Genomic DNA, 19,326 nt, shown 5'->3' on the forward strand with positions numbered 1-19,326 from the left:
CATGGACACCATGGAGCCCCGCCGGGCGCGGGTGCGGTGGCGGGGTCCCGGACGGCCCGGCGTCAACGCTCGGACCGCCCGGGGGTCGCACCGTGCCGGAGGCCGTTAGGCGGGCATCAGCACGCCGTCGATGATGTACACCGTGGCGTTGGCCGTCTGCACGTTGCCGCAGATGACGGCCGCCTCGCCGTTCACCGTGAACTCCTCGCCGGAGCCCTCGGTGGTGACCTCTCCGCCCTGGAGCGAGGTGAACGTGCCGTCCTCCAGGTCGGCCGGGGTCTGGCGGCCCTCGACCACGTGGTAGGTCAGCACCTCGGTCAGCTGCTCCTGGTCGGCCAGCAGCGCGTCGAGGTCCTCCTGCGGGATCGCCTCGAACGCGGGGTCGGCCGGGGCGAAGACCGTGATGTCCTCGGCCGAGTTGAGCGTGTCCACCAGGTCCGCCTCGGTCACGGCCGTCACCAGCGTGGACAGCACCGGGTTGTTGGACGCGGCGGTGGCGACCGGGTCGTCCGCCATGCCCTCGAAGCTGCCCTCGCCGTCGGCGGGCACCTCGGCGCAGCCGGAACCGAAGTTCTCGCCCGCCATCTCGGTGGTGCCCTCCTCGCCGCCCATGCCGCCGCTCTCGGACTCGGTCGCGGTGGGGGTCTCCTCGGCGGCCTCCTCCCCGCCGCCCATGTCGCCGCCACAGGCGGTCAGACCGAAGGCGAGCGCGGCAGCGGCGGCCGTGATGGTGAGGCTGTTCTTGCGGACCATTGTTTGCTCCTTCAACTTGGTTAACTTCTGTTTGCTCACGTCACCGACTTGCGCCGGTGTTGGTCGAGGGGTGCGTCTACTCGGCGGTGAACCGGATGCTGTGCCAGCCGGTGGCGCCGTCGGGCACGGGATCCACCCGTTCGGCGGGCTGGGTGAACCCGGTGGCGTCGGTGGCCCGGACCTCCACGGAGTGCTGGCCGGGTTCGACGGTGGTCTCGGCCACCCACTGGACCCAGGTGTCGACGCCGGGGACCTCGGCGAGTTCGGCCCGCCGCCACTCGCCCCCGTCCACGCGCACCTCCACGGCGTCGATCCCGCGGTGCTGGGCCCAGGCCACTCCGGCCAGGACGACCTCTCCGGCGTCCACCCGGCTCAGGGGCGCGGGCACGTCCACGCGGGACATGGTCTTGACGGGGGCGCGCACGGCCCAGCCGCGCTGCGCCCAGTAGGCCCGCTCGTCGGCGAAGCGGGTCAGCTTGATGTCGGTGACCCACTTGGTGGCGCTGACGAACCCGTAGAGGCCGGGGACGACCATGCGCGCCGGGTAGCCGTGCACGTGGGGGAGGGGTTCTCCGTTCATGCCTACGGCCAGGAGCGCGTCGCGACCGTCCATGACGACCTCGGTCGGCGTGCCGCAGGTCCAGCCGTCGTCGGAGGTGCTGAGGATCTGGTCCGCGCCGGACCGCACACCCGCCCGCCGCAGCAGGTCGGCCAGGGGGAAGCCCAGCCAGCGGGTGTTGCCCGCGAGGTCGCCGCCGACCTGGTTCGACACGCACGTCATGGTGATGTCGGCCTCGACGAGCTCCTCGGCGAGCAGTTCGTCCATGTCGATCTCGAAGGGGCGGTCCACCATCCCGTGCACCCTCAGCGTCCAGCGGGTGGAGTCCAGCCGGGGAATGGTGAGGGCGGTGTCGATCCGGTAGAACTCCCGGTTGGGCGTGGTGAAGGGGGTCAGCCCCGGAACGCCCAGTTCGGTCGCGGCGGGCAGCGGCGGCAGCGGGTTCGCCGCCGCGGGAAGGGCGAGGGCGGAGCGCGAGCCCGCGCCTCCGCCGAGGGTCGGCAGCAGGCGTCCGAGGACACCGGCGGCGCCGGACACGGCCAGGACGCCCGCCGCGGTCAGCACGAAACCGCGTCTGCCCGGGCCCCGGTCCGGTCCGGCCTCGGGAGGAGCCCCCTCCGCGCCCGCCGGTGTCCTCGGACCGCCCACCCCCTGTGGTCCGGGGTCCGCCTCGGGCCGGAGCGTCCCGCGCGCGCCGCGCACCAGGAGCACCAGGGCCAGAGCCCCCGCGACCGCCCCGACGAGCACGGGCACCGGGGTACCCGGGTCGTCGGAGCGGTGCGGAAGCACGGCGGCCAGCCCGACCGCGGTGAACACCGCCAACCCCGTGTACCCGACGACGGGCCGCCGGAGCGACGCCGTGCCGAGTACGGCCCCGACACCCAGGAGGACGACGATGATCCCGGCCACGAGCACGACCTTGTCGGCTCTGCCCAGCAGGTCGATCGCCGCCTCCACCAGGGAGGGCGGTGTGGTGTCGACGACCGTGTCGCCGACGGCGACCACCGGAGACACGGTGCGGAGCAGTCCTGCGGCCAGCTCGGCGGTGCCCAGTGAGGCGCCGACCGTGAGCAGCCCCACGACCGATCCGACGACGACCCGTCGCCTGTCGCGTGGCGGGGTGTTCCCGCGTGTCTCGGTGGTCACGTCGGTCATTCGGGGCCGACGCGGGGGCGGATGGGTGTTTCCGCGGAATTTTTTTCGTACCGCGCGAGAAAGCCCGTGACCTGCGGTGACGCGGGGCCGTCGGCGACCGCGGGAGCGTTGTCCGTTGCCCGTCACCCGTCCGGGGCGCCCCCGCCGCCCGTCAGGGACTCCTCCGGGCCCCGCTCCCGGAACCCGTTCGAGGCCCGTCCGGGACCCGTCCGGGGCTTTCGCGCCGACCGGATCGCCCCGCACCGGGCACCGGCCGCCAAGCGGACGTAACCCGCCAACAGCGGGCAGGGCGGTCGGTTCCGCCCCGCGGGTGCAGGAGGATGTTGCCCGTACGTCTCCTCAACGATCGGAGTTCCCCCACATGGCGAGGAAGTCGCCCCTACCCCTGGTCGCGCTGGCGGTCTCGGGCAGCCTCCTGCTCAGCGGCTGCACGGTCACCGAGGGGGTGTCCGACTGGTGGTCCGAGACCTTCGGAAACGCGTCGGGCCCGCCCGAGGTCAGGGAGGAGTTCCCCTACGTCCGTGAGGGCCGCATCTTCCAGGACACCGGCCGGGACAACGAGATGCGCTTCGCCGTCACCGGCCTGGAGCGCACCGACGAGTACACCGTCATGTACTACGAGGTCACCTACCTCGACGAGTTCACCGGGCCCAACCGGAACATGAGCATGGCCCACACCCTCGTCGATCCGCTCACCGGCCGCGTCTACCGGCAGTTCCTGGACGGGGAGGGCCTCAAGTACGGCTCCGAGAGCCCCAACCAGGACGGCCTCTACCCGGTCCACGACGGGGTCACCAACGAGTACGTGCGCTACTTCCCGCGACTGCCCGACGAGGTCCGGCAGGTCACGTTCGTCGGCAGCGGGCTCGGGGCCATGACCGGCATCCCGGTCGTGGACGTGGAGGAGGAGCGGGCCGACCCGCAGGACCCCAACGGGGCCGACCACCTCACCCCGGACGACCCGCCGCCGAGCGGGGAGAACCTCACCTTCGCCAACCGACGCCCGGACGCGGACGCCGTGGCCGACGAGGGCTGGGTGCAGAGCTTCGTGGACTCCGAGATCGCCTCCACCACCCGCGACGGCGACCGGGAGATCATCTCCCTGCACTCCGACGTCATGTTCGAGTTCGACCGCTCGGACCTGACCTCCGAGGCCGAGGACGTGGTGCGGCGCGCGGCCACCAGCCTGGCCCGCAACGTCGATCCCGACGAGCCCGTCATCACCGTCATCGGCCACACCGACAGCATCGGCGACGACGCCTACAACGACAACCTGTCGGTGCAGAGGGCCGAGAGCGTGCGTGACCTGCTCGCCGAGGAGCTGGGCACCGACTACACCCTTGAGGTGGAGGGCCGCGGCGAGCACGAGCCGATCGCCCGCGAGGGCGGCCCCGACGACGACGAGGCGCGGGCGCGCAACCGGCGGGTGGAGTTCTCCTACGTCTTCGACACCACCGTGGAGGCCACGGAGGAAGAGGAGTACGACGACGACGCCCTGGGCGCGGCCCAGCGCAACGTCACCTGGCCCGCGCCCTACGACGACGACCCAGGATCCGTGGTGGCCGAGGGCGAGCTGGACGGGGTGCGCCTGGAGGTCTACCCGCTGCGCCGCGACGGCGCGTACGTCATCGGCACCGTGGCGCTGACCAACACCACCGACGAGCCGACCATGCCCGACATGGGCGGGCAGGAGGCCGTCCAGGCGGGCGGCCCCGAGCAGTTCAACAAGGGCACGCTCGGCGGCTTCCAGCTGCTGGAGCCGGAGAGCGGCCTGGTGCGCTACGTGGCCCAGATGGACTTCGGCGAGGGGCGCTACAGCAGCTTCGCCGAGGAGGTCCACATGCTCCAGCCCGACAACACCTACAGCCTGGTCGCGGTCTTCCCCGCGCCGCCGGTGGACGTGGAGGAGCTGACCCTGCGGGCGGGCCCGTTCGGTGAGTTCGAGGAGATCCCCGTGGAGTACTAGGGTCCGTTTTCCGAATGCCCTCCCGTGCCGCTGGGGGTCGACGAGGCGTCCGGCGGGGTTCTGGAGGCCCGGAGGAGGCGTCCGAGGAACGGGGACGTCGACGTAGGGCCGACAGCCCAGGGGAGCCGCCCCGGGCCCCGTGCCCGGGGAACGGGGCCCGGGGCGCGGGGAGCGCCCGGACACGCGAGGGGGCCGCCCACCGGCGGCCCCCTCGGTCGTTCGCGTCGCGGGTCAGCCCCGGATGCGCTCGGCGGCCAGCAAGACCACCCGCTCCAGGTCCTCGCGCGGCACCTCCTCGCCGTAGGCGATGGCGGTGACGTACAGCTCGTCGGGCAGCGCCAGGTACAGGTGGCGGCTGGAGCCGTCCACGGTGCCCACGTACTCCAGGTCGCCGCCCAGGGAGTCGGACTCCTCGGTGTGGTAGGTGTCCACGTCCACGTCGATGTCCACCTCCCAGTTCATCTGCTCCTGCTCCCCGGGCACCCGCACCACGTCCGGGTTGGTGCTCGGGTCGGCGTTGAGGGTGAACACCAGCGTGAACGAGGAGGCGCCGGGTCCGGTGCTCCCGTCGCTGAACGAGCACACGACCTGCTCGGCGCCGTCGACGCCCTCCACCTCACCGACCTCCTCGGTGAGCACCTGCCCCGGGGCCAGCTCGCCGACCACCTCCGCGGCGCCGGCGGCCGCGCACGACTCGGGCAGCCCGTACTCCGGCGCGGCCTGCTCCGGCTGCTCCTCCTCGGGGCCGGGCGAGGCCCCGGCCTCCTGCTCCGGCGCCTCATCACCGTCCCCGAAGGGCAGGTCCACGCCGTCTCCGAAGGACAGGTCCATCTCGAACTCGTCGAGGTCGATCACGCCGAAGCCGACGAGGGCGAACCCGCCGACGACGGCGACGGCGGCGGCCGTGCCCAGGCACGACAGGGGAGTGGACGGGATCAGGCGCATGGATGGCTTTCGGTCGGGGGAGCGCCGGAGTTCGGGGTGGGGATCCGGCGGGGACACACGAAACTTAGCAAGTCCGCGGAGCGCCCGTGGCAGGGGTCGCGGCCCGCCTCCGACGGGCGGCGCCCCCACGGGTACGGCGCGGCCCCGCCGCCCTCCCGGGGCGGCGGGGCCGAGGGCGCCGGTGCGTCACATGTTGATCATGTGACCGGCCAGGCCGTGCACGGCCTCCTTGACCGCCTCGCTGAGCGTGGGGTGCGCGTGGATGTTGCGCGCCACCTCGTGCACGGTCAGGTCCCACTGCTGGGCCAGGGTCAGCTCGGGCAGCAGCTCGGTCACGTCCGGGCCGATCATGTGCGCGCCGAGGAACTCCCCGTACTTGCCGTCGGAGAGGATCTTGACGAAACCGCGCGTGTCCCCGAGGCCGTGGGCCTTGCCGTTGGCCATGAACGGGAACTTGGCGACCTGGACGTCGAAGCCCGCCTCCCGCGCCTCCTTCTCGCTGTAGCCGAAGCTGGCGATCTGCGGCTGGCAGTAGGTGGCGCGCGGGATGAACCGGTAGTCGATCTCCTGGGTCTCGGCGCCCGCGATGGTCTCCGCGGCGACGATGCCCATGGCCTCGGCGGTGTGGGCCAGCATCAGCTTGGCGGTGACGTCGCCGATCGCGAAGATGTGCGGGACGTTGGTGCGCCCCCGGGAGTCGATGCCGATCGCGCCCCGGTCGGTCAGCTCGACGCCGGTCTTCTCCAGGCCGTAGCCCTCCACGTTGGGGGCGAAGCCGATGGCCTGGAGGAGCTTGTCGGCCTCCAGGGTCTGCTCCTTGCCGCCGCCGCTGACGGTGACGCGCACGCCCTCGCCGGTGTCCTCGACCGACTCCACGCGGGTGGAGGTCATCACCTTGACGCCCAGCTTCTTGTAGGCGCGGCCCAGCTCCTTGGAGACCTCCTCGTCCTCGGTGGGCACGAGGCGGTCGAGGAACTCCACGATCGTCACGTCCACGCCGTAGTTGGCCAGGACGTAGGCGAACTCGACGCCGATGGCGCCCGCGCCGGCGATGACGATGCTCTCCGGCAGGGTGTCGGTGAGGATCTGCTCCTCGTAGGTGACGACCCGCTCGGACAGCTCGGTACCGGGCAGCAGCTTGGTGGAGGAGCCCGCCGCGATCACCGCGTGGTCGAAGGTGACGGTCTCGGTGGCGCCGTCCTCACCGCTGACCTCGACGGTGTGGTCGTCGGTGAAGGTGCCCCGGCCGTTCAGCTCGGTGATCTTGTTCTTCTTCATCAGGTAGTGGACGCCCTTGACCCGGCCGTCCGCCACCTCGCGGCTGCGGCTGTGCGCCTTGCCGAAGTCGAACTCCACCTTGCCGTCGACCTTGATGCCGAAGAAGTCGGCCTCGTTCTGGAACAGGTGGGCGAGTTCGGCGTTGCGCAGCAGCGCCTTGGAGGGGATGCAGCCCACGTTGAGGCAGACCCCGCCCCAGTACTTCTCCTCGATGACGGCGGTCTTCAGTCCGAGCTGGGCGGCGCGGATGGCGGTCACGTAGCCGCCGGGGCCCGCGCCGAGAACCACCAGATCGAAGTGTCGCTGTCCCATGACGGGATCTCCTTGAGTGTGTTTGTGACGCACCCAGCGCAGTCGGCTTGCCCGGGTTGTCGGATTGCCGAACGCCAGCCTAGTCGGGTGCCCCCGGCGCGTGGGTGACCAGCCGCTTCCTTCACGGTACTTTCCGTGGAAGCGCCTGGTCGCAGCGGGTCGCGCGCGTTCGGCGGCGGGAGGCCCCGGTCCGCGGTGCCGGTCCCGCGGTGTCAGTCCCGCGGGTCCCGCGCCCTCTCGTCGCCCCGCACCGCCCCGGCCCTCTCTACGGCCTCGGCTTCCTCCGCGGTCCCTGCTTCCTCTGCCGCCCCGGCCCCGTCTGCGGTCGCGGCCTCCTCGGCGGCCTTGGCCCTCTTCTGCGCGCGGTTCTGCTTGAACACGGGGACGAAGGCCATGACGACGACGATGGCCAGGGTGAACCAGAGGGCGTACCTGTCGACCAGCAGGACGATGTCGACCCCGGTCTGGCCCGCCGCGTAGCCGACCGAGGCCACGGACGCGGTGAGGACCAGTGCCCCGAGGGCGTCCAGCAGGAGGAAGGGCACCAGGCGCATCCCGGTCCAGCCCGCGATGACGAGGACGAACACGGTGGGAACGCCCGGCAGGTAGCTGAGGATGAGTGCGACCGGCATGATCCAGGGGTTCATGTCCTGTGCCCGGTCGGCGAAGCGCTGCGCCCTGTCACCCGGCGCGATGAGGTTGACGAAACCGCGGCCCCAGCGCCTGCCGACCCACCAGAACAGCCAGTCGATCTTCACCTTGCCGACGACTCCCGCGACCACGACCAGCCACAGGGGGATCTCCCCGATCCGCGCGAACGCCGCGGCCGCGCCGACCGCCGCGTTGCTGCCGGTGACGAACTCCAGCAGGACCGGGTGGTGGGCGATCAGGAAGGGCTTGACCGGCGTCAGCGCCATGAAGAAGAGGGGAACGCCGACGAAGGCGGCCATCAGCGCCTTGTCCTGCCGGGTCGCCCTGCCCTCCCAGGGCTTGATCGCGCGCAGGGCGGCCCGGGCCTCCTCCTTCTTCGCCTCCCTCTCGGCGGCCTTGCGCTCCTCCGCGGACATGGGTGCGCCGTCCGCGCGCGGGGAGTCCTCACCGGCGGGCGCGGTCCCGGACGCGGATCCGGTTCCGGCCTCGGACCCGGGCCCGGAACCCGTTCCGGCTCCGGACTCGGCGTCGGTGCCGGGGCGGTCGCTGTTCAACGTCGTCATACCCCCAAGCTTGGCCGACCGGGGAGGCCCGCCCCCAGACGCAGGAGTCACCGGGTCGGTGTGAGAGCCGCCTGTGTCGCGGCATGACACCTGTCATACGGCGGTACCGGCACGGGGCCCGGGTCGGCGGTCCCGAGCACGTACCCCGGACCCGTGACCGTCACCCGGTCCGCGGCCGGAAACGCCCTTCCCGGCCGGGCGCCGCGGGCCGTGCTCAGTCGGACGAACCGGGAGGCGCGGGCCACTTCCAGCCCGGAGCCCACGCCCAGCTGTCCGAGACGCCCGGCGGCATGGGCGGCAGCAGACGGGCGCCGGGGCGTTTGTCGTCGCCGTGGCCCCCGGAGTCCGCCGTGTCCTCCGCCTCCGCCGGATCCGTCGCGTCCAGGGGGCGGGCCGGGCCCGCCGCCCGGCTCTCCGGAGCCTCCGGCTGCCCCCAGGCGCCCAACGGGTCCTCCGGGGCCGCGGGGTTCCAGGACCGGTCCGGGCCCGTCCGGCCCGCCTGCCCCATGTGCTCCTCGGGTTCCGCGGGGGGCCGGGAGTCCAGCGGCTCGGGGCTGCGCCACTCGCTGATCGGCTCCGCGCCGCTCCAGGAGTTCTCCGAAGCGGCCAGGGGCCAGGGCCGGGCCCGGTCCGTGCTCTCGTCGGCCTCCGTGGGGGTCCGGAAGCCCAGCGGCTCGGGACTGCGCCACTCGCTCATCGGCTCCGCCGTGCCCCAGGAGTCCGGTTCCTCCACCGCTCCTCCGGACCGCCAGGGCTCCCGCGGACCCGAGAGCGGGTCCGAGAAGGGGTCCGAAAGCGGGTCCCCGGCCAGGGGGGCCTCCGGCGGCTCCGCACGCGTGCGGGAGGGCAGCGGGTCGGCGGCCCACGGGTGCGGTTCGGGCGCTTCGGTCCCCGGGGACCCGTCCCGGTCCTGCGACGGGGTCTCCCACGGATCCGGCGGGGACTGCGGTTCCGCGGCCGCGGCGCCGGTCTCCCCGGGAAGCGGGTCGTCGTCGGCCTCCGGTTCCAGCGACCGGAAGGAGGCCGACATCGGACCCGAGTCCACCTCGGCGAAGTGCGCGGCCACACCGAAGTGGCGGGGCGCCTGCGTCCGGTGGGTCCCGGTCTCGTCGTGCTCGATCGGCGGCGCCATCGGATGGCGCACCGAACCGGCCATGTGGATCCGCGTCCACCACGCGGCCGCGTCCTCGTGGCGCAGCTCCTCCAGCACCTCCAGCGACCCCGGGATGTGCGGGTGCCTGCGCCCCGCACGCCAGGAGTGGCTGAGCGACTGCGGCTCCAGCACCAGCACCCGCGTGCCGTCGACCAGCGGGATGTCCCCGGGAAGGGCCTCGTTGCCCACCCACGTGCCGTCGCCGCCGACCAGGTCCCACTCGCCGCGCACCACGTCCGCCAGCGGGTCCACCGGCGCGTCCAGGCAGGCGGCGGTCCATCGGGGGTCGGGCCGGGTGCCGGGCACCAGCCGCCCCTCCTTGCCGATCAGCGCGTCCGCGAGCAGCGTGTGCAGCTGGAAGTTGTCGCCGATCCCGTCGAAGCGCACCTGGAAGCCCCGGCGCGAGGTCCGGTCCAGCACCAGGAGCGTGCTCGCCTCCGCCATCCGCAGAAGTTCGTTCACCTCGACGAACTCGCTGAGCTGCGTGGACAGCGCGTGCACGATCTGGGTCAGCCCCTCCAGGGCGCTGGAGTCGGCGCGCACGGCCGCCCGTACCCCGGGGTCGCCCAGCATGGCCTTGGCGGCCAGCCCGTAGCGCAGGGACGTCCACCAGCCCACGGTGGCCAACGGGGCGTTCTCCCCGAGGACCTCCTCGACGCGCTGCTCGTCGGCCGCCGACACGTCGTTGGGCGCGGGCAGCTGTCCGCCGCCGGTCTTGTCCCACGCGTGCATGAAGGCCACTGCGGCCTGACCGTAACTTCCCAGCTGGCGCAGCACCTCCAGCCCCACCTGTCCCGCGGGCGCTCCGGCCTCCACGAGGGCGCCGGCCAGGACGGCGAGGTCGGCCGCGATCCCGGCGACGGGTTCACTGTCGCCCAGAACCGGGGCCAGCGCCTCCATGGCGATGGCGAGTTCTTCGACGGGCACCTGGGAGGACAGCCGGAACACGTCGTGCACGGCCGCCGGAAACGCGGGTGCCTGGCTGGCTGCGGTGTCGAGCACGCGTTGGAACGCGGCACGGAACTCATCGGTCACCTGTGAATCCTTCCATACCCACACGTAGTGTCCGTGGTCCGGTCACATGCGCCGATGTCGGACACCGAAAGGATCCCGCCGGAGAGGACCCGCCCGCGTCCACCGGGACGTGCGGCGGTCAGGCGGGCGACGCGAACCGGACCTCGTGCGCGTCGCGCTCCGGTGCCAGGAAGGCCAGCAGCCGCAGCCCCTCGGCCTCCGCCTCCTCGCGGTCGGCGGCCCCGATCGGCCGGAACGGCGTCACCTCCACGGCCGCCGTCCCCCCGGCGCGGACCACCTTCCAGGAGCCGCGCACCTCGCCGTCCACGAGCACCGTCGCGGGCGGCATCCCGTTGCGGGAGGCGAGCCGCTTCAGGTCCTCGCCGGAGAGTATCCGGCCGCGGTCGGCGTGGCCGCGCAGCACGTTGTCGAAGTCGTAGAGGAAGCGGACCGGCGCCGGGACGTCCGGGCCGGGGCGCGGGGCGTCGGGGAGGTCGAACAGCTCGGCGCCGTCCTCGCCGCGCAGGACCACGAGGCGCTCGCGCAGGCGGTCGACCACCGCGCGCAGCCGGGTCAGCCCCGACCAGGCCTGCACGTCCTTCACGGTGGCCGGTCCGAACGCGGCCAGGTAGCGCAGCACGAGCGCCTCCGGATCGGGCTCGGCGTCCATGGCCAGCCCGGTCCAGGTGTCGGCGGGCGCGAACGCGGGCGGTCCGGAGGAGCCCCACACCCCGCGCGGGGGTATCTGGACGACGGGCAGCAGGGAGCGCGCCGCGTAGGACAGGTCGTCGCCGGGAACCCCGGGCCACCGCTCGGCCAGGCGTGCGCCCAGCTCGCCGGGGGTCAGCGGCTCCTTCACCAGCAGGGCGCGCCCGGCGTCCGCCACGGCGTCCAGGTCGGTCCCGGCGAGGGCCTTCCCGTGGCCGCTGTGCGCCAGGCCGCGGGCGATGACGGGCTGGACCGTGGGGCGCAGCGCGCGGAAGTCCTCGGGGGTGACCAGGTGCAGGGTGCCGCGCATGAGGGTGGCGCGGACGAGTTCGCCGTCGGTGAGCTGGCGGCCGACATCCTCGGGGGAGGGGTCCTCGATCCGGTTCTGGAGTCCGACGTACCAGGTGTGCGTGGTCTGCGCCTGGAGGCCGACCAGGTGGGAGACGACCTCGGTCACCGGCCGGTCCACGCGCCGCAGGAGGAACTGGCGGGCGAGGGTGGCGCGGCCCAGCGCACGCCGGGAGAGGACGGTGTCGGTGGCGGCCATCGCTCGGTTCCTCCAGGATTGCCGGTCGGTGGGGGCACACTACCGGTCGGGTCCGACAGGCGGGCGTCGCGCGCGGGGCGGCCCAGTGCGTCCCCGGACGGCGGGCGGGGCGTCGGCTGTGTGGGGTACCCCACTCGACGGGCGGCCCGAGGGGCGACACTACAATCCGCAACGGACATAACGCCGTACACCGGAGGAGTGCCCATGTCGTGGTCCGAGCAGTCGCGTGTCCGGTTGGAGAACGAGCACGTGCTGCTCACCCCCCTGGTGGAGACGGATCGCGAGGGGTGGCGTGAACAGGCCATGGACTCCGACATCTGGACGCACTTCGTGGCCCGTGTGGACGACGAGGCGAGCTTCGTCCGGTTCTTCTACTCCTACCTGGCCGCCAGCGACGGCGGAGAGCGCTCCACGTTCACCGTCACCGACAAGGCGAGCGGGCGCATCGCGGGCAGCATGAGCTACGGGCACATGTCCGAGCCCGACCTGCGGCTGGAGATCGGCAGCTCCTGGCTGGGGCGCGACTTCCGGGGCCGGGGAGTCAACCACTGGTCCAAGTACCTGCTGCTGCGGCACGCCTTCGAGGAGATGGGCGCCGAGCGGGTCGAGTTCAAGACCGACGTGCTCAACGAGCGGGCCCGGCGCGGTCTGCGCTCCATCGGCGCCACGGAGGAGGGTGTCCTGCGCAGCTACAACGTCATGCCGGGCGGGCGCCGCCGGGACGCCGTGTACTACTCGGTGCTGCGCAACGAGTGGCCGGGCGTGCGCGAGCGCCTGGAGGAGGGCCCGCGCTTCCGGTGAGGCCCGCGTCGGCGGCGGACGGGCTCGCCCGTGCCCGAACCGGCGGATGGTTAGGACGCCTGACGAAGGGAAGACATCACCCTCAACACCGCCCCCCGGTGTCACGGGCGGCTCCCGTCCCCTGGGAGCCGCCCGCCCTGCGGGCACGGGTTCCGCCCGGGAGGGAACCGTTCCCGCCCCGCGGAAGTCGTAGACCCGAAACATCCTTCGTCCCGCTCACGACCCCGACCGGGAAGGCGTCTCCCCCGTGAACCCCCACACCCCCGCACCCCCGATGCCCGGCACGCTCAAGGCGGTCCGCGTCATCCTCGTCATCAGGATCGTGCTCGCCGTCGTCCTCTACTCCCTGGCCCTGGTCGGCCTCGTCGCCCTCGTCGACCTGCCCAGCGCGCAGGTCGAGGCGGAGATGGGCATGGGCGTGGGCGGACTCGCGGCCATCCTGGTCTACGGCCTCGCCCTCACGGCCTTCGAGGCCTACGTCGTGATCGCCCTGAAGAAGGGCGGGGCCAGAGCGCGCACACTCGTGCTCGTGGTCGTGGGCCTGGGGCTCGCCAGCGCGCTCCTCAACCTGCTCAGCGACGCCTCCAACCCGGCCGTGGGCGTGATCCTGATGGTCGTCATCGTGATCCTCGTCCGCACCGAGAGCGCCCAGGAGTGGTTCCGCGTGACCGACCCCGGGTACCGGCCCCTGCCGGGCGGATACCCCGGCCGGGGCGGTCACCCGGGCCACCCGGGTCACGGCGGACACCTCGACAACGGCGGACAGCCGGGCCACCCCGGTCACCCGGGCCAGCCGGGCTACGGGGGGCAGCCGGGCCACCCCGGCCCCGGCGGGTACCCGAACCAGCCCGGCCCCGGTGGCCACCCCGGCCAGACGGGTCCCACCGGTCACTGAGCGGCCCCGCCCGACACCGCGGGTCCCTCCCCATGGCGAAGGGGCGTCCGCGGACCCGCTCCCACGGCCCTCACGGGCCGGGGAGCGCGCCGCGGACGCCCCTTGGGGTCCTTCAGAGGCGGTCGAGCAGCTGGGCGCAGCGGATCAGGCCCAGGTGCGAGTACGCCTGCGGGTGGTTGCCCAGCGCCCGCTCGGTGACCGGGTCGAACTCCTCCGGGATGAGCCCGGTCGGTCCGGCGCAGTCCACCAGGTGCTTGAACAGCTCGTCCGCCTCCGCGCGGCGGCCGGTCAGCAGGTACGCCTCGATCAGCCACGCGGTGCACAGGTGGAAGCCGCCCTCGCCGCCCGGCAGGCCGTCGTCGCGGTGGTACCGGTACACGGTCGGGCCGCTGCGCAGCTCCGCCTCCACGGCGGTCACGGTGGCCTGGAAGCGCTCGTCGGCCGGGTCGATCAGCCCGGACAGGCCGATGTGCAGGGACGCGGCGTCCAGGTCGGTGCCGTCGTAGGCGGTGGTGAAGGCCTGCGCCTCCTCGTTCCAGCCCTTGTCCAGCACCTCGGCGGCGATGCCGTCGCGCAGGTCCGGCCAGGACGGGTCCACCTCGCGGCCGTAGGCACGGGCCAGGGAGACGGCGCGGTCCAGGGTCACCCAGCACATCACCTTGGAGTAGACGCGCTGGCGGGGCTCGTCGCGCTCCTCCCAGATGCCGTGGTCGGGCTCGTGCCAGCGGCGGGCGACCGCCTCGGCCATCGACCGCACCAGGTCCCAGTCGCGGTCGGCCAGGGTGCCGCGCACCGAGGACAGCTTCTCGATCAGCTCCACGACGGGGCCGAACACGTCCAGCTGCACCTGGTGGTCGGCCAGGTTGCCGATCCGCACCGGCCGCGAGCCCGCGTACCCGGACAGCGACTCGATGACCTCCTCCGGGCCCAGGTTCGTGCCCCGCAGCGAGTACAGCGGGCGCAGCATCTCCGGGCCGGGCAGCGAGTCCACGACCCGGTGCACCCAGTCCAGGAACTCCTCGGCCTCGGCGGTCGAGCCCAGGGAGACCAGCGACTGCACGGTCAGGGCGCCGTCGCGCAGCCAGCAGTACCGGTAGTCCCAGTTGCGTACGCCGCCGATCTCCTCGGGCAGCGACGTGGTCGCGGCGGCCATCACGCCCCCGGAGGGGGTGCACAGCCCGCGCAGGGTGAGCGCGGAGCGCGCCGCCAGCTGCTGGGCGGTGTCGGGCAGGGTGAGCCCGTCGAGCCAGCGCGACCAGTGTTCGCCGGAGGTCCGCTGACGCTCGGACTCGGGCAGCGTGCCGTGCACGAGGGAGTCGGTGCCGCAGCGCAGCTCCAGCACCACGGGCTGCTCCGAGCGCGGGTGGACGACCGCGCGGGCGAGGTCGGAGACGCCGTCGTGGTCGATCTCCCACTCCACGCCGGGCGAGTACAGGGCCATCGGGAAGTCGGCGCCCTCGACCAGCAGGCCGTTCTCCTGCGGCGTGATGCGCACCGGCGCGCGGCCGAAGTCGGGACGGGGGGCGAACTCCACCGTGGCCGGGGTGACGCCGCTGATCACCCGGATCAGGTCGGTGCGCCCCTGGGGGGTGCCGTGGGCGAGGTAGTCGGTGACGTCCATGCGCGACCAGCGGGTGCGCACGGTCATGGTGCCGGGCAGGTAGCGCTGGCCCAGCGGACGGCCTCCGTGGGCGGGGGCGACGGCGAACACGCCCGCCTGGCGGCCGCCCAGGACCTCGGCGAACACGGCGTTCGAGTCGGGCTCGGGGTGGCAGAACCACAGCAGGCGCGCGTCCGGGCCGACCAGGGCCACGGAGCCCTGGTTGGAGAGCATCGACATGCGCTCGATGGGCGTGGGGCGCTCGCCGAAGACCCAGAAGCGGCGCTCGGCTGCCAGCGCGGACAGCAGGGCCGCGGCGGTCGGGGTGTCGGCCACGCGGTGGGAGGCCACGGTGGGCCCCTCGCCGACCCGCACGCCCGCGTCGGCGCCGGTCAGCCGCATGAAGACGGGCTCCTCGCCCTCGCCGCCGCCGATGTAGAGGATGGCGGTGGCCTCGACCTGGTCGCGCAGCAGCTCCAGGGCGGCCGCCTTGTCCGAGGGCGAGTCGGCGTTGCGGTGGTCGGGGTCGACGGTCACGTCGGTGTCGAACTCGGTGCCGTGGGCGCCCACGAGGCGCACCTCGGCGGGCAGGCGCGAGAGCGCGGCCAGGTCGCGCAGGGGGCGGCCGGAGATGACCGCGCACACGGTGCCCGGCAGGTCGGCCAGGTCGCGCAGCGCGCGCAGGGCCTCGGGCAGCGGACGCCGGTCGGCAGGGTCGACCGTGGAGAGGGCGCCGTCGTAGTCGCAGGCCACCAGGAGCCGTGAGGTTCTGGCGAGGGCGGAGACGCGTTGCCGGACGTCCACGGGCATGAGCGCGGGAGCGGTGTCCCCCGGCATGCCCGGAACCGCTTCGACCGCTTGGGTGACCGTCACGCTGCCTCCTCCGTTGGTCCGCGTTGACCTGGGGAATCGGATGATCTGTAGGACTCCGCGCGCATGCTGCTGGTTCACTCTGATATGGGTGTGCACAAGAGTGGGCCCAGGGCTTGTGGCGCGGGATGGGACTTCCGGGGACGTCAGAGGGATCCTCAGGAGCTCTTCACGTGTGCGTGGGCGAGAGGTGGTGCCGAACGCAAAGATCCGGTCCGCAAGAAGTCAACGCGAGACTACCTGCGTCCCACAGGTCCCTGCGACCTCAGATTCCAGTGATGCAGGTCACGAATCAGTCGCAAAACGGGGCGAAGGTCGCGGATCCCGTCCCGGGCGAGCCCGTGACCACCCACCGTTGCCGAGGATCCGGGTGGTGGAGGGGGCGGGTGCGCTCCCCCGGCGCGGGACGTGCGATGGGACACGTCGGCGCTCGGCGGCGGGCCCCGGTCACCGCCCCGGTCCGGCGGTCCCCGTTCCGCCCGGCACCCGGGTCACGGCAGCCGGTAACCCACGCGGGGCACGGTCTGGATGGGGTTCGGGGTGCCCAGCTTGCGCCGCAGGGAGCGGATGGTCACGCGCACGATCGTGGTGAACGGGTCGATGTTCTCGTCCCACACCCTCTCCAGCAGCGCCTCCGCCGACACCGGGGCGCCGTCGGCGCGCAGCAGCTCCTCCAGCACCCCGAACTGCTTGGGCGACAGGTGCAGCGGCCTGCCGTCGCGGAAGGCCTCGTAGCGGGTGGAGTTGAGCCGCAGGCCCGAGCGCTCCAGAACCGGCGGTTCGGCCAGGCCGGGCCTCCTGGCCAGGGCGCGGACCCGGGCGATCATCTCCTCGCGGTCGAGGGGCCTGATGAGGTAGTCGTCCGCGCCCAGCTCGAAACCGGCGAGCCGCTCCTTCGGGCTGGTGGGAGAACTCACCATGAGCACCCGCACCTGACCGTGCAGGGCGGTGGCCACGCGGCACACCTCGTTCCCGCTCAGCCCCGGCAGAGCCCGTTCGAGCAGCATGACCCCGTACTCGTTGACGGCGAGCTTGTACAGCGCCGTCTCCCCGTCGGGAGCGGTGTCCACGGCGAAACCGGCCTCCCGCAGCCATGAGGCGGTCGGCTGTGCGGGGTCCTCTCCGTGGTCCACGACCAAGACCCTCATACGCTCTTCCTTCTCCCTCCGCGCGCGGCGGGCGTTTCCGTAGGACGTGGCGAGGGGGGCGCTCACACTCTGTTCACAGCGCGTCGTGTCTACTTCTTGGTCATGCCGTCGACCGACCCCGGGGAGCACTCGCTCCACCTCCCCGGCCACCCGGCCTCGCCCCTGGGTGAGGCCCTCGTTGATATAAGCGCGATCGCCCACAATGTACGGTTCATGGCAAAGCGGACCAATTCCGAAATTCTTGCCGTCGTCAAGGCGAACGGCTTCGGCCACGGGGCCGTGGAGGTCGCCCGCGCCTCCCTGGAGGCCGGAGCGACCTGGCTGGGCGTGACCTCCCTGGAGGAGGCGCTCGCCCTGCGCCGCTCCGGGCTGCGCGCCCCCGTGCTGTGCTGGCTGCACCGTGCGGACCAGGACTTCGACTCCGCCGTCGCCGCCGACGTGGACCTGTCCGTCCCCTCGGTCGGCCACCTGCGCGCCGTGGCCGACGCCGCCGTGCGCACGGGCCGTGTCGCGCACGTCCACCTCAAGGCCGACACCGGGCTGAGCCGCAACGGCGCGCCGCCGGACGCCTGGCCCGGACTGGTCGGTCTGGCCCGCGTACTGGAACTGGACGGCCTGGTCCGGGTGCGCGGTGTCTGGTCACACCTGGCCTCCGCCGACCTGCCCGGCGCGGCGACCACCGCGCAGCAGGTCACCGCCTTCGAGGGGGCGCTCTCCCAGGCGCGCGCGGCCGGGCTCGACCCGTCGCTGCGGCACCTGGCCAACACGGCCGCGATCCTCAACGAGCCCGCCACGCACTTCGACCTGGTCCGGGCGGGCGTCGGCCTCTACGGAGTGGAGCCCGTCGAGGGCAGGCGCTTCGGCCTGCGCCTGGCCATGACCCTGCGCGCCCGGGTGGCCATGGTCCGCCGGGTCCCCGCGGGGACGGGCGTCAGCTACCACCACGCCTACACCACCCCACGCGAGAGCCTGCTCGCCCTCGTCCCGCTCGGCTACGCCGACGGTGTGCCCCGTGCGGCGGGGGACCGGGCCTACGTGTGGATCGCCGGACGGCGGTGCCCCGTGGCCGGACGCATCGCCATGGACCAGTTCGTGGTCGACGTCGGCGGCATGGACGTGCGCGAGGGCGACGAGGTGGTCGTGTTCGGCCCCGGCGACCGCGGCGAGCCCACCGTCGAGGAGTGGGCCGACTGGGCCGGAACCATCCCCCACGAGATTCTCACCGGCGTGGGTGCGCGCGTGCCCCGCCTCCACCAGGACCTGGCGCGGCCCGTGCCGCGCGAACCGAGCAAGGAGAGATCGAGTGCCTGAGGCAAGGACACGCGTCGCCGTCGTCTTCGGTGGACGCAACGGGGAGTACGACGTCTCGTGCGCGTCGGCGATGTCGGTCCTCACCCACCTGGACCGCGACCGGTACGAGGTCGTCCCGGTGCGGATCACGCGCGCCGGGGCGTGGGTGGTGGGCACCGACACCGACGACCCCGCCGCGCTGGACGCGGAGCGCCTGACGGCCCTGACCCCCGAGCCCGGCGGCGAGAGGGAGCGGCGCCCGGGTGACGGCCTGGGCGAGGCGATCCTCGCGTTGGGCGAGGCGGACGTGGTCTTCCCCGTCATCCACGGCCCCTACGGCGAGGACGGCACGATCCAGGGGATGCTCGAACTCCTGGGAGTGCCCTACGTGGGCAACGGCGTGCTCGCCAGCGCCACCGGTATGGACAAGGCGACCACCAAGACGCTGCTGCGCGCGGCGGGGCTGCCGGTCGCGCGGGACGTGGTGCTGCGCGGACCGGACGACGAGGTCTCGCCGCAGGAGCGCGCCGAGCTGGGGCTGCCCGTGTTCGTCAAGCCCGCGCGCAGCGGTTCCAGCCTGGGGGTGACGCGGGTCGGCGACTGGTCGGAGCTGGAGGCCGCCGTCAAGACCGCGCGCGAGTTCGACACCAAGGTCCTGGTGGAGGAGGCGGTCGTCGGACGCGAGGTCGACCTGGCCGTCCTGGAGCTGCCCGACGGCGCGCTCAAGGTCGGGCCGCCGCTGGAGATCCGGGTCGCGGACACGGAACGCTTCTTCGACTACGACACCAAGTACGGGGGCGACGCGGTCTTCGACATCCCCGCCGACCTGCCGGTCGGGATCCAGACGCAGCTGAGCGACCTCGCCCTGGGCGTGTTCGAGGCGGTCGGCTGCTCCGGCCTGCTGCGCGTGGACTTCTTCCTGCGCGGGGGCACCGAACCCGTCGTCAACGAGGTCAACACCCTGCCCGGGTTCACCGCGCACTCGCAGTACCCCCAGATCTGGCGGGCTACGGGCCTGGAGTACCCCGAGCTGCTGGACAGCCTCATCCGGACCGCGCTGGCCTGAGGGCCGCGTCCGTCCCGGGAAACGCGAGGGCCCGCCACGTGTGTGGCGGGCC

The 19,326-nt window shown here is 73.1% G+C and carries 14 protein-coding genes; 5 read left to right on the plus strand and 9 right to left on the minus strand.

What is annotated here, in order from left to right:
• Positions 1-105: 105 nt before the first annotated feature.
• Positions 106-753: a fasciclin domain-containing protein gene (locus UIS43_RS18930; RefSeq protein ID WP_013156350.1), complete on the minus strand. Its 648-nt coding sequence runs from the start codon at positions 751-753 to the stop codon at positions 106-108.
• 76 nt (positions 754-829) lie between these two features.
• Positions 830-2,467 carry a molybdopterin-dependent oxidoreductase gene (locus UIS43_RS18935; protein WP_071621004.1) on the minus strand — a complete coding sequence of 546 codons (1,638 nt, stop codon included), beginning with the start codon at positions 2,465-2,467 and terminating at the stop codon, positions 830-832.
• A 361-nt stretch (positions 2,468-2,828) separates the two neighbouring features.
• Between UIS43_RS18935 and UIS43_RS18940 the strand changes: the two genes are divergently transcribed.
• Complete coding sequence (locus tag UIS43_RS18940) at positions 2,829-4,433, plus strand: OmpA family protein (RefSeq protein WP_013156352.1); 1,605 nt, start codon at positions 2,829-2,831, stop codon at positions 4,431-4,433.
• Between the two features lie 231 nt (positions 4,434-4,664).
• On the opposite strand, the gene UIS43_RS18945 is transcribed toward UIS43_RS18940, so the two are convergent.
• The 5 genes from UIS43_RS18945 to UIS43_RS18965 form a co-directional block, all read right to left on the minus strand.
• Positions 4,665-5,378 carry a hypothetical protein gene (locus UIS43_RS18945; RefSeq protein ID WP_013156353.1) on the minus strand — a complete coding sequence of 238 codons (714 nt, stop codon included), beginning with the start codon at positions 5,376-5,378 and terminating at the stop codon, positions 4,665-4,667.
• 186 nt (positions 5,379-5,564) lie between these two features.
• Entirely contained in the window at positions 5,565-6,968 is a 1,404-nt protein-coding gene (gene lpdA / locus UIS43_RS18950) for a dihydrolipoyl dehydrogenase (RefSeq protein ID WP_013156354.1), read from the minus strand.
• 212 nt (positions 6,969-7,180) lie between these two features.
• A complete protein-coding gene (locus UIS43_RS18955; protein ID WP_370011098.1) occupies positions 7,181-8,182 on the minus strand; it encodes a VTT domain-containing protein in 1,002 nt (333 codons plus the stop codon).
• Between the two features lie 214 nt (positions 8,183-8,396).
• A complete protein-coding gene (locus UIS43_RS18960; RefSeq protein ID WP_013156356.1) occupies positions 8,397-10,370 on the minus strand; it encodes a hypothetical protein in 1,974 nt (657 codons plus the stop codon).
• Between the two features lie 118 nt (positions 10,371-10,488).
• The gene (locus UIS43_RS18965; protein ID WP_117198895.1) at positions 10,489-11,604 is read right to left on the minus strand and encodes a winged helix DNA-binding domain-containing protein; all 1,116 of its coding nucleotides are present in this window, start codon (positions 11,602-11,604) and stop codon (positions 10,489-10,491) included.
• Between the two features lie 204 nt (positions 11,605-11,808).
• Here UIS43_RS18965 and UIS43_RS18970 point away from each other — a divergent pair, with 204 nt between their 5' ends.
• Together UIS43_RS18970 and UIS43_RS18975 are read left to right on the plus strand one after the other, a co-directional pair.
• On the plus strand, positions 11,809-12,405 hold the full coding sequence (locus tag UIS43_RS18970) for a GNAT family N-acetyltransferase (RefSeq protein ID WP_013156358.1): 597 nt from the start codon (positions 11,809-11,811) through the stop codon (positions 12,403-12,405).
• Positions 12,406-12,652: 247 nt separating this feature from the next.
• Entirely contained in the window at positions 12,653-13,300 is a 648-nt protein-coding gene (locus UIS43_RS18975; protein WP_370011102.1) for a hypothetical protein, read from the plus strand.
• A 112-nt stretch (positions 13,301-13,412) separates the two neighbouring features.
• Here the strand turns inward: UIS43_RS18975 and UIS43_RS18980 are convergent, their stop codons facing one another.
• Complete coding sequence (locus UIS43_RS18980) at positions 13,413-15,773, minus strand: trehalase-like domain-containing protein (RefSeq protein WP_013156360.1); 2,361 nt, start codon at positions 15,771-15,773, stop codon at positions 13,413-13,415.
• 488 nt (positions 15,774-16,261) lie between these two features.
• Complete coding sequence (locus tag UIS43_RS18985) at positions 16,262-16,918, minus strand: response regulator transcription factor (protein WP_013156361.1); 657 nt, start codon at positions 16,916-16,918, stop codon at positions 16,262-16,264.
• 102 nt (positions 16,919-17,020) lie between these two features.
• On the opposite strand from UIS43_RS18985, the gene alr reads away from it, so the two are divergent.
• Together alr and UIS43_RS18995 are read left to right on the plus strand one after the other, a co-directional pair.
• On the plus strand, positions 17,021-18,229 hold the full coding sequence (gene alr / locus UIS43_RS18990) for an alanine racemase (RefSeq protein WP_198048822.1): 1,209 nt from the start codon (positions 17,021-17,023) through the stop codon (positions 18,227-18,229).
• Positions 18,222-19,274 carry a D-alanine--D-alanine ligase family protein gene (locus tag UIS43_RS18995; RefSeq protein ID WP_013156363.1) on the plus strand — a complete coding sequence of 351 codons (1,053 nt, stop codon included), beginning with the start codon at positions 18,222-18,224 and terminating at the stop codon, positions 19,272-19,274. The genes alr and UIS43_RS18995 overlap by 8 nt, the downstream gene beginning before the upstream one ends.
• Positions 19,275-19,326 lie beyond the last annotated feature (52 nt).

It is taken from the genome of Nocardiopsis sp. LDBS0036 (assembly GCF_041228755.1).
Classification (GTDB): domain Bacteria; phylum Actinomycetota; class Actinomycetes; order Streptosporangiales; family Streptosporangiaceae; genus Nocardiopsis; species Nocardiopsis dassonvillei.

Coding starts and splice junctions, on each gene's coding strand:
- UIS43_RS18930 (WP_013156350.1), bottom strand. CDS start 753: ATGGTCCGCAAGAACAGCCTCACCATCACGGCCGCCGCTGCCGCGCTC.
- UIS43_RS18935 (WP_071621004.1), bottom strand. CDS start 2,467: ATGACCGACGTGACCACCGAGACACGCGGGAACACCCCGCCACGCGAC.
- UIS43_RS18940 (WP_013156352.1), top strand. CDS start 2,829: ATGGCGAGGAAGTCGCCCCTACCCCTGGTCGCGCTGGCGGTCTCGGGC.
- UIS43_RS18945 (WP_013156353.1), bottom strand. CDS start 5,378: ATGCGCCTGATCCCGTCCACTCCCCTGTCGTGCCTGGGCACGGCCGCC.
- lpdA (WP_013156354.1), bottom strand. CDS start 6,968: ATGGGACAGCGACACTTCGATCTGGTGGTTCTCGGCGCGGGCCCCGGC.
- UIS43_RS18955 (WP_370011098.1), bottom strand. CDS start 8,182: ATGACGACGTTGAACAGCGACCGCCCCGGCACCGACGCCGAGTCCGGA.
- UIS43_RS18965 (WP_117198895.1), bottom strand. CDS start 11,604: ATGGCCGCCACCGACACCGTCCTCTCCCGGCGTGCGCTGGGCCGCGCC.
- UIS43_RS18970 (WP_013156358.1), top strand. CDS start 11,809: ATGTCGTGGTCCGAGCAGTCGCGTGTCCGGTTGGAGAACGAGCACGTG.
- UIS43_RS18985 (WP_013156361.1), bottom strand. CDS start 16,918: ATGAGGGTCTTGGTCGTGGACCACGGAGAGGACCCCGCACAGCCGACC.
- alr (WP_198048822.1), top strand. CDS start 17,021: ATGCCGTCGACCGACCCCGGGGAGCACTCGCTCCACCTCCCCGGCCAC.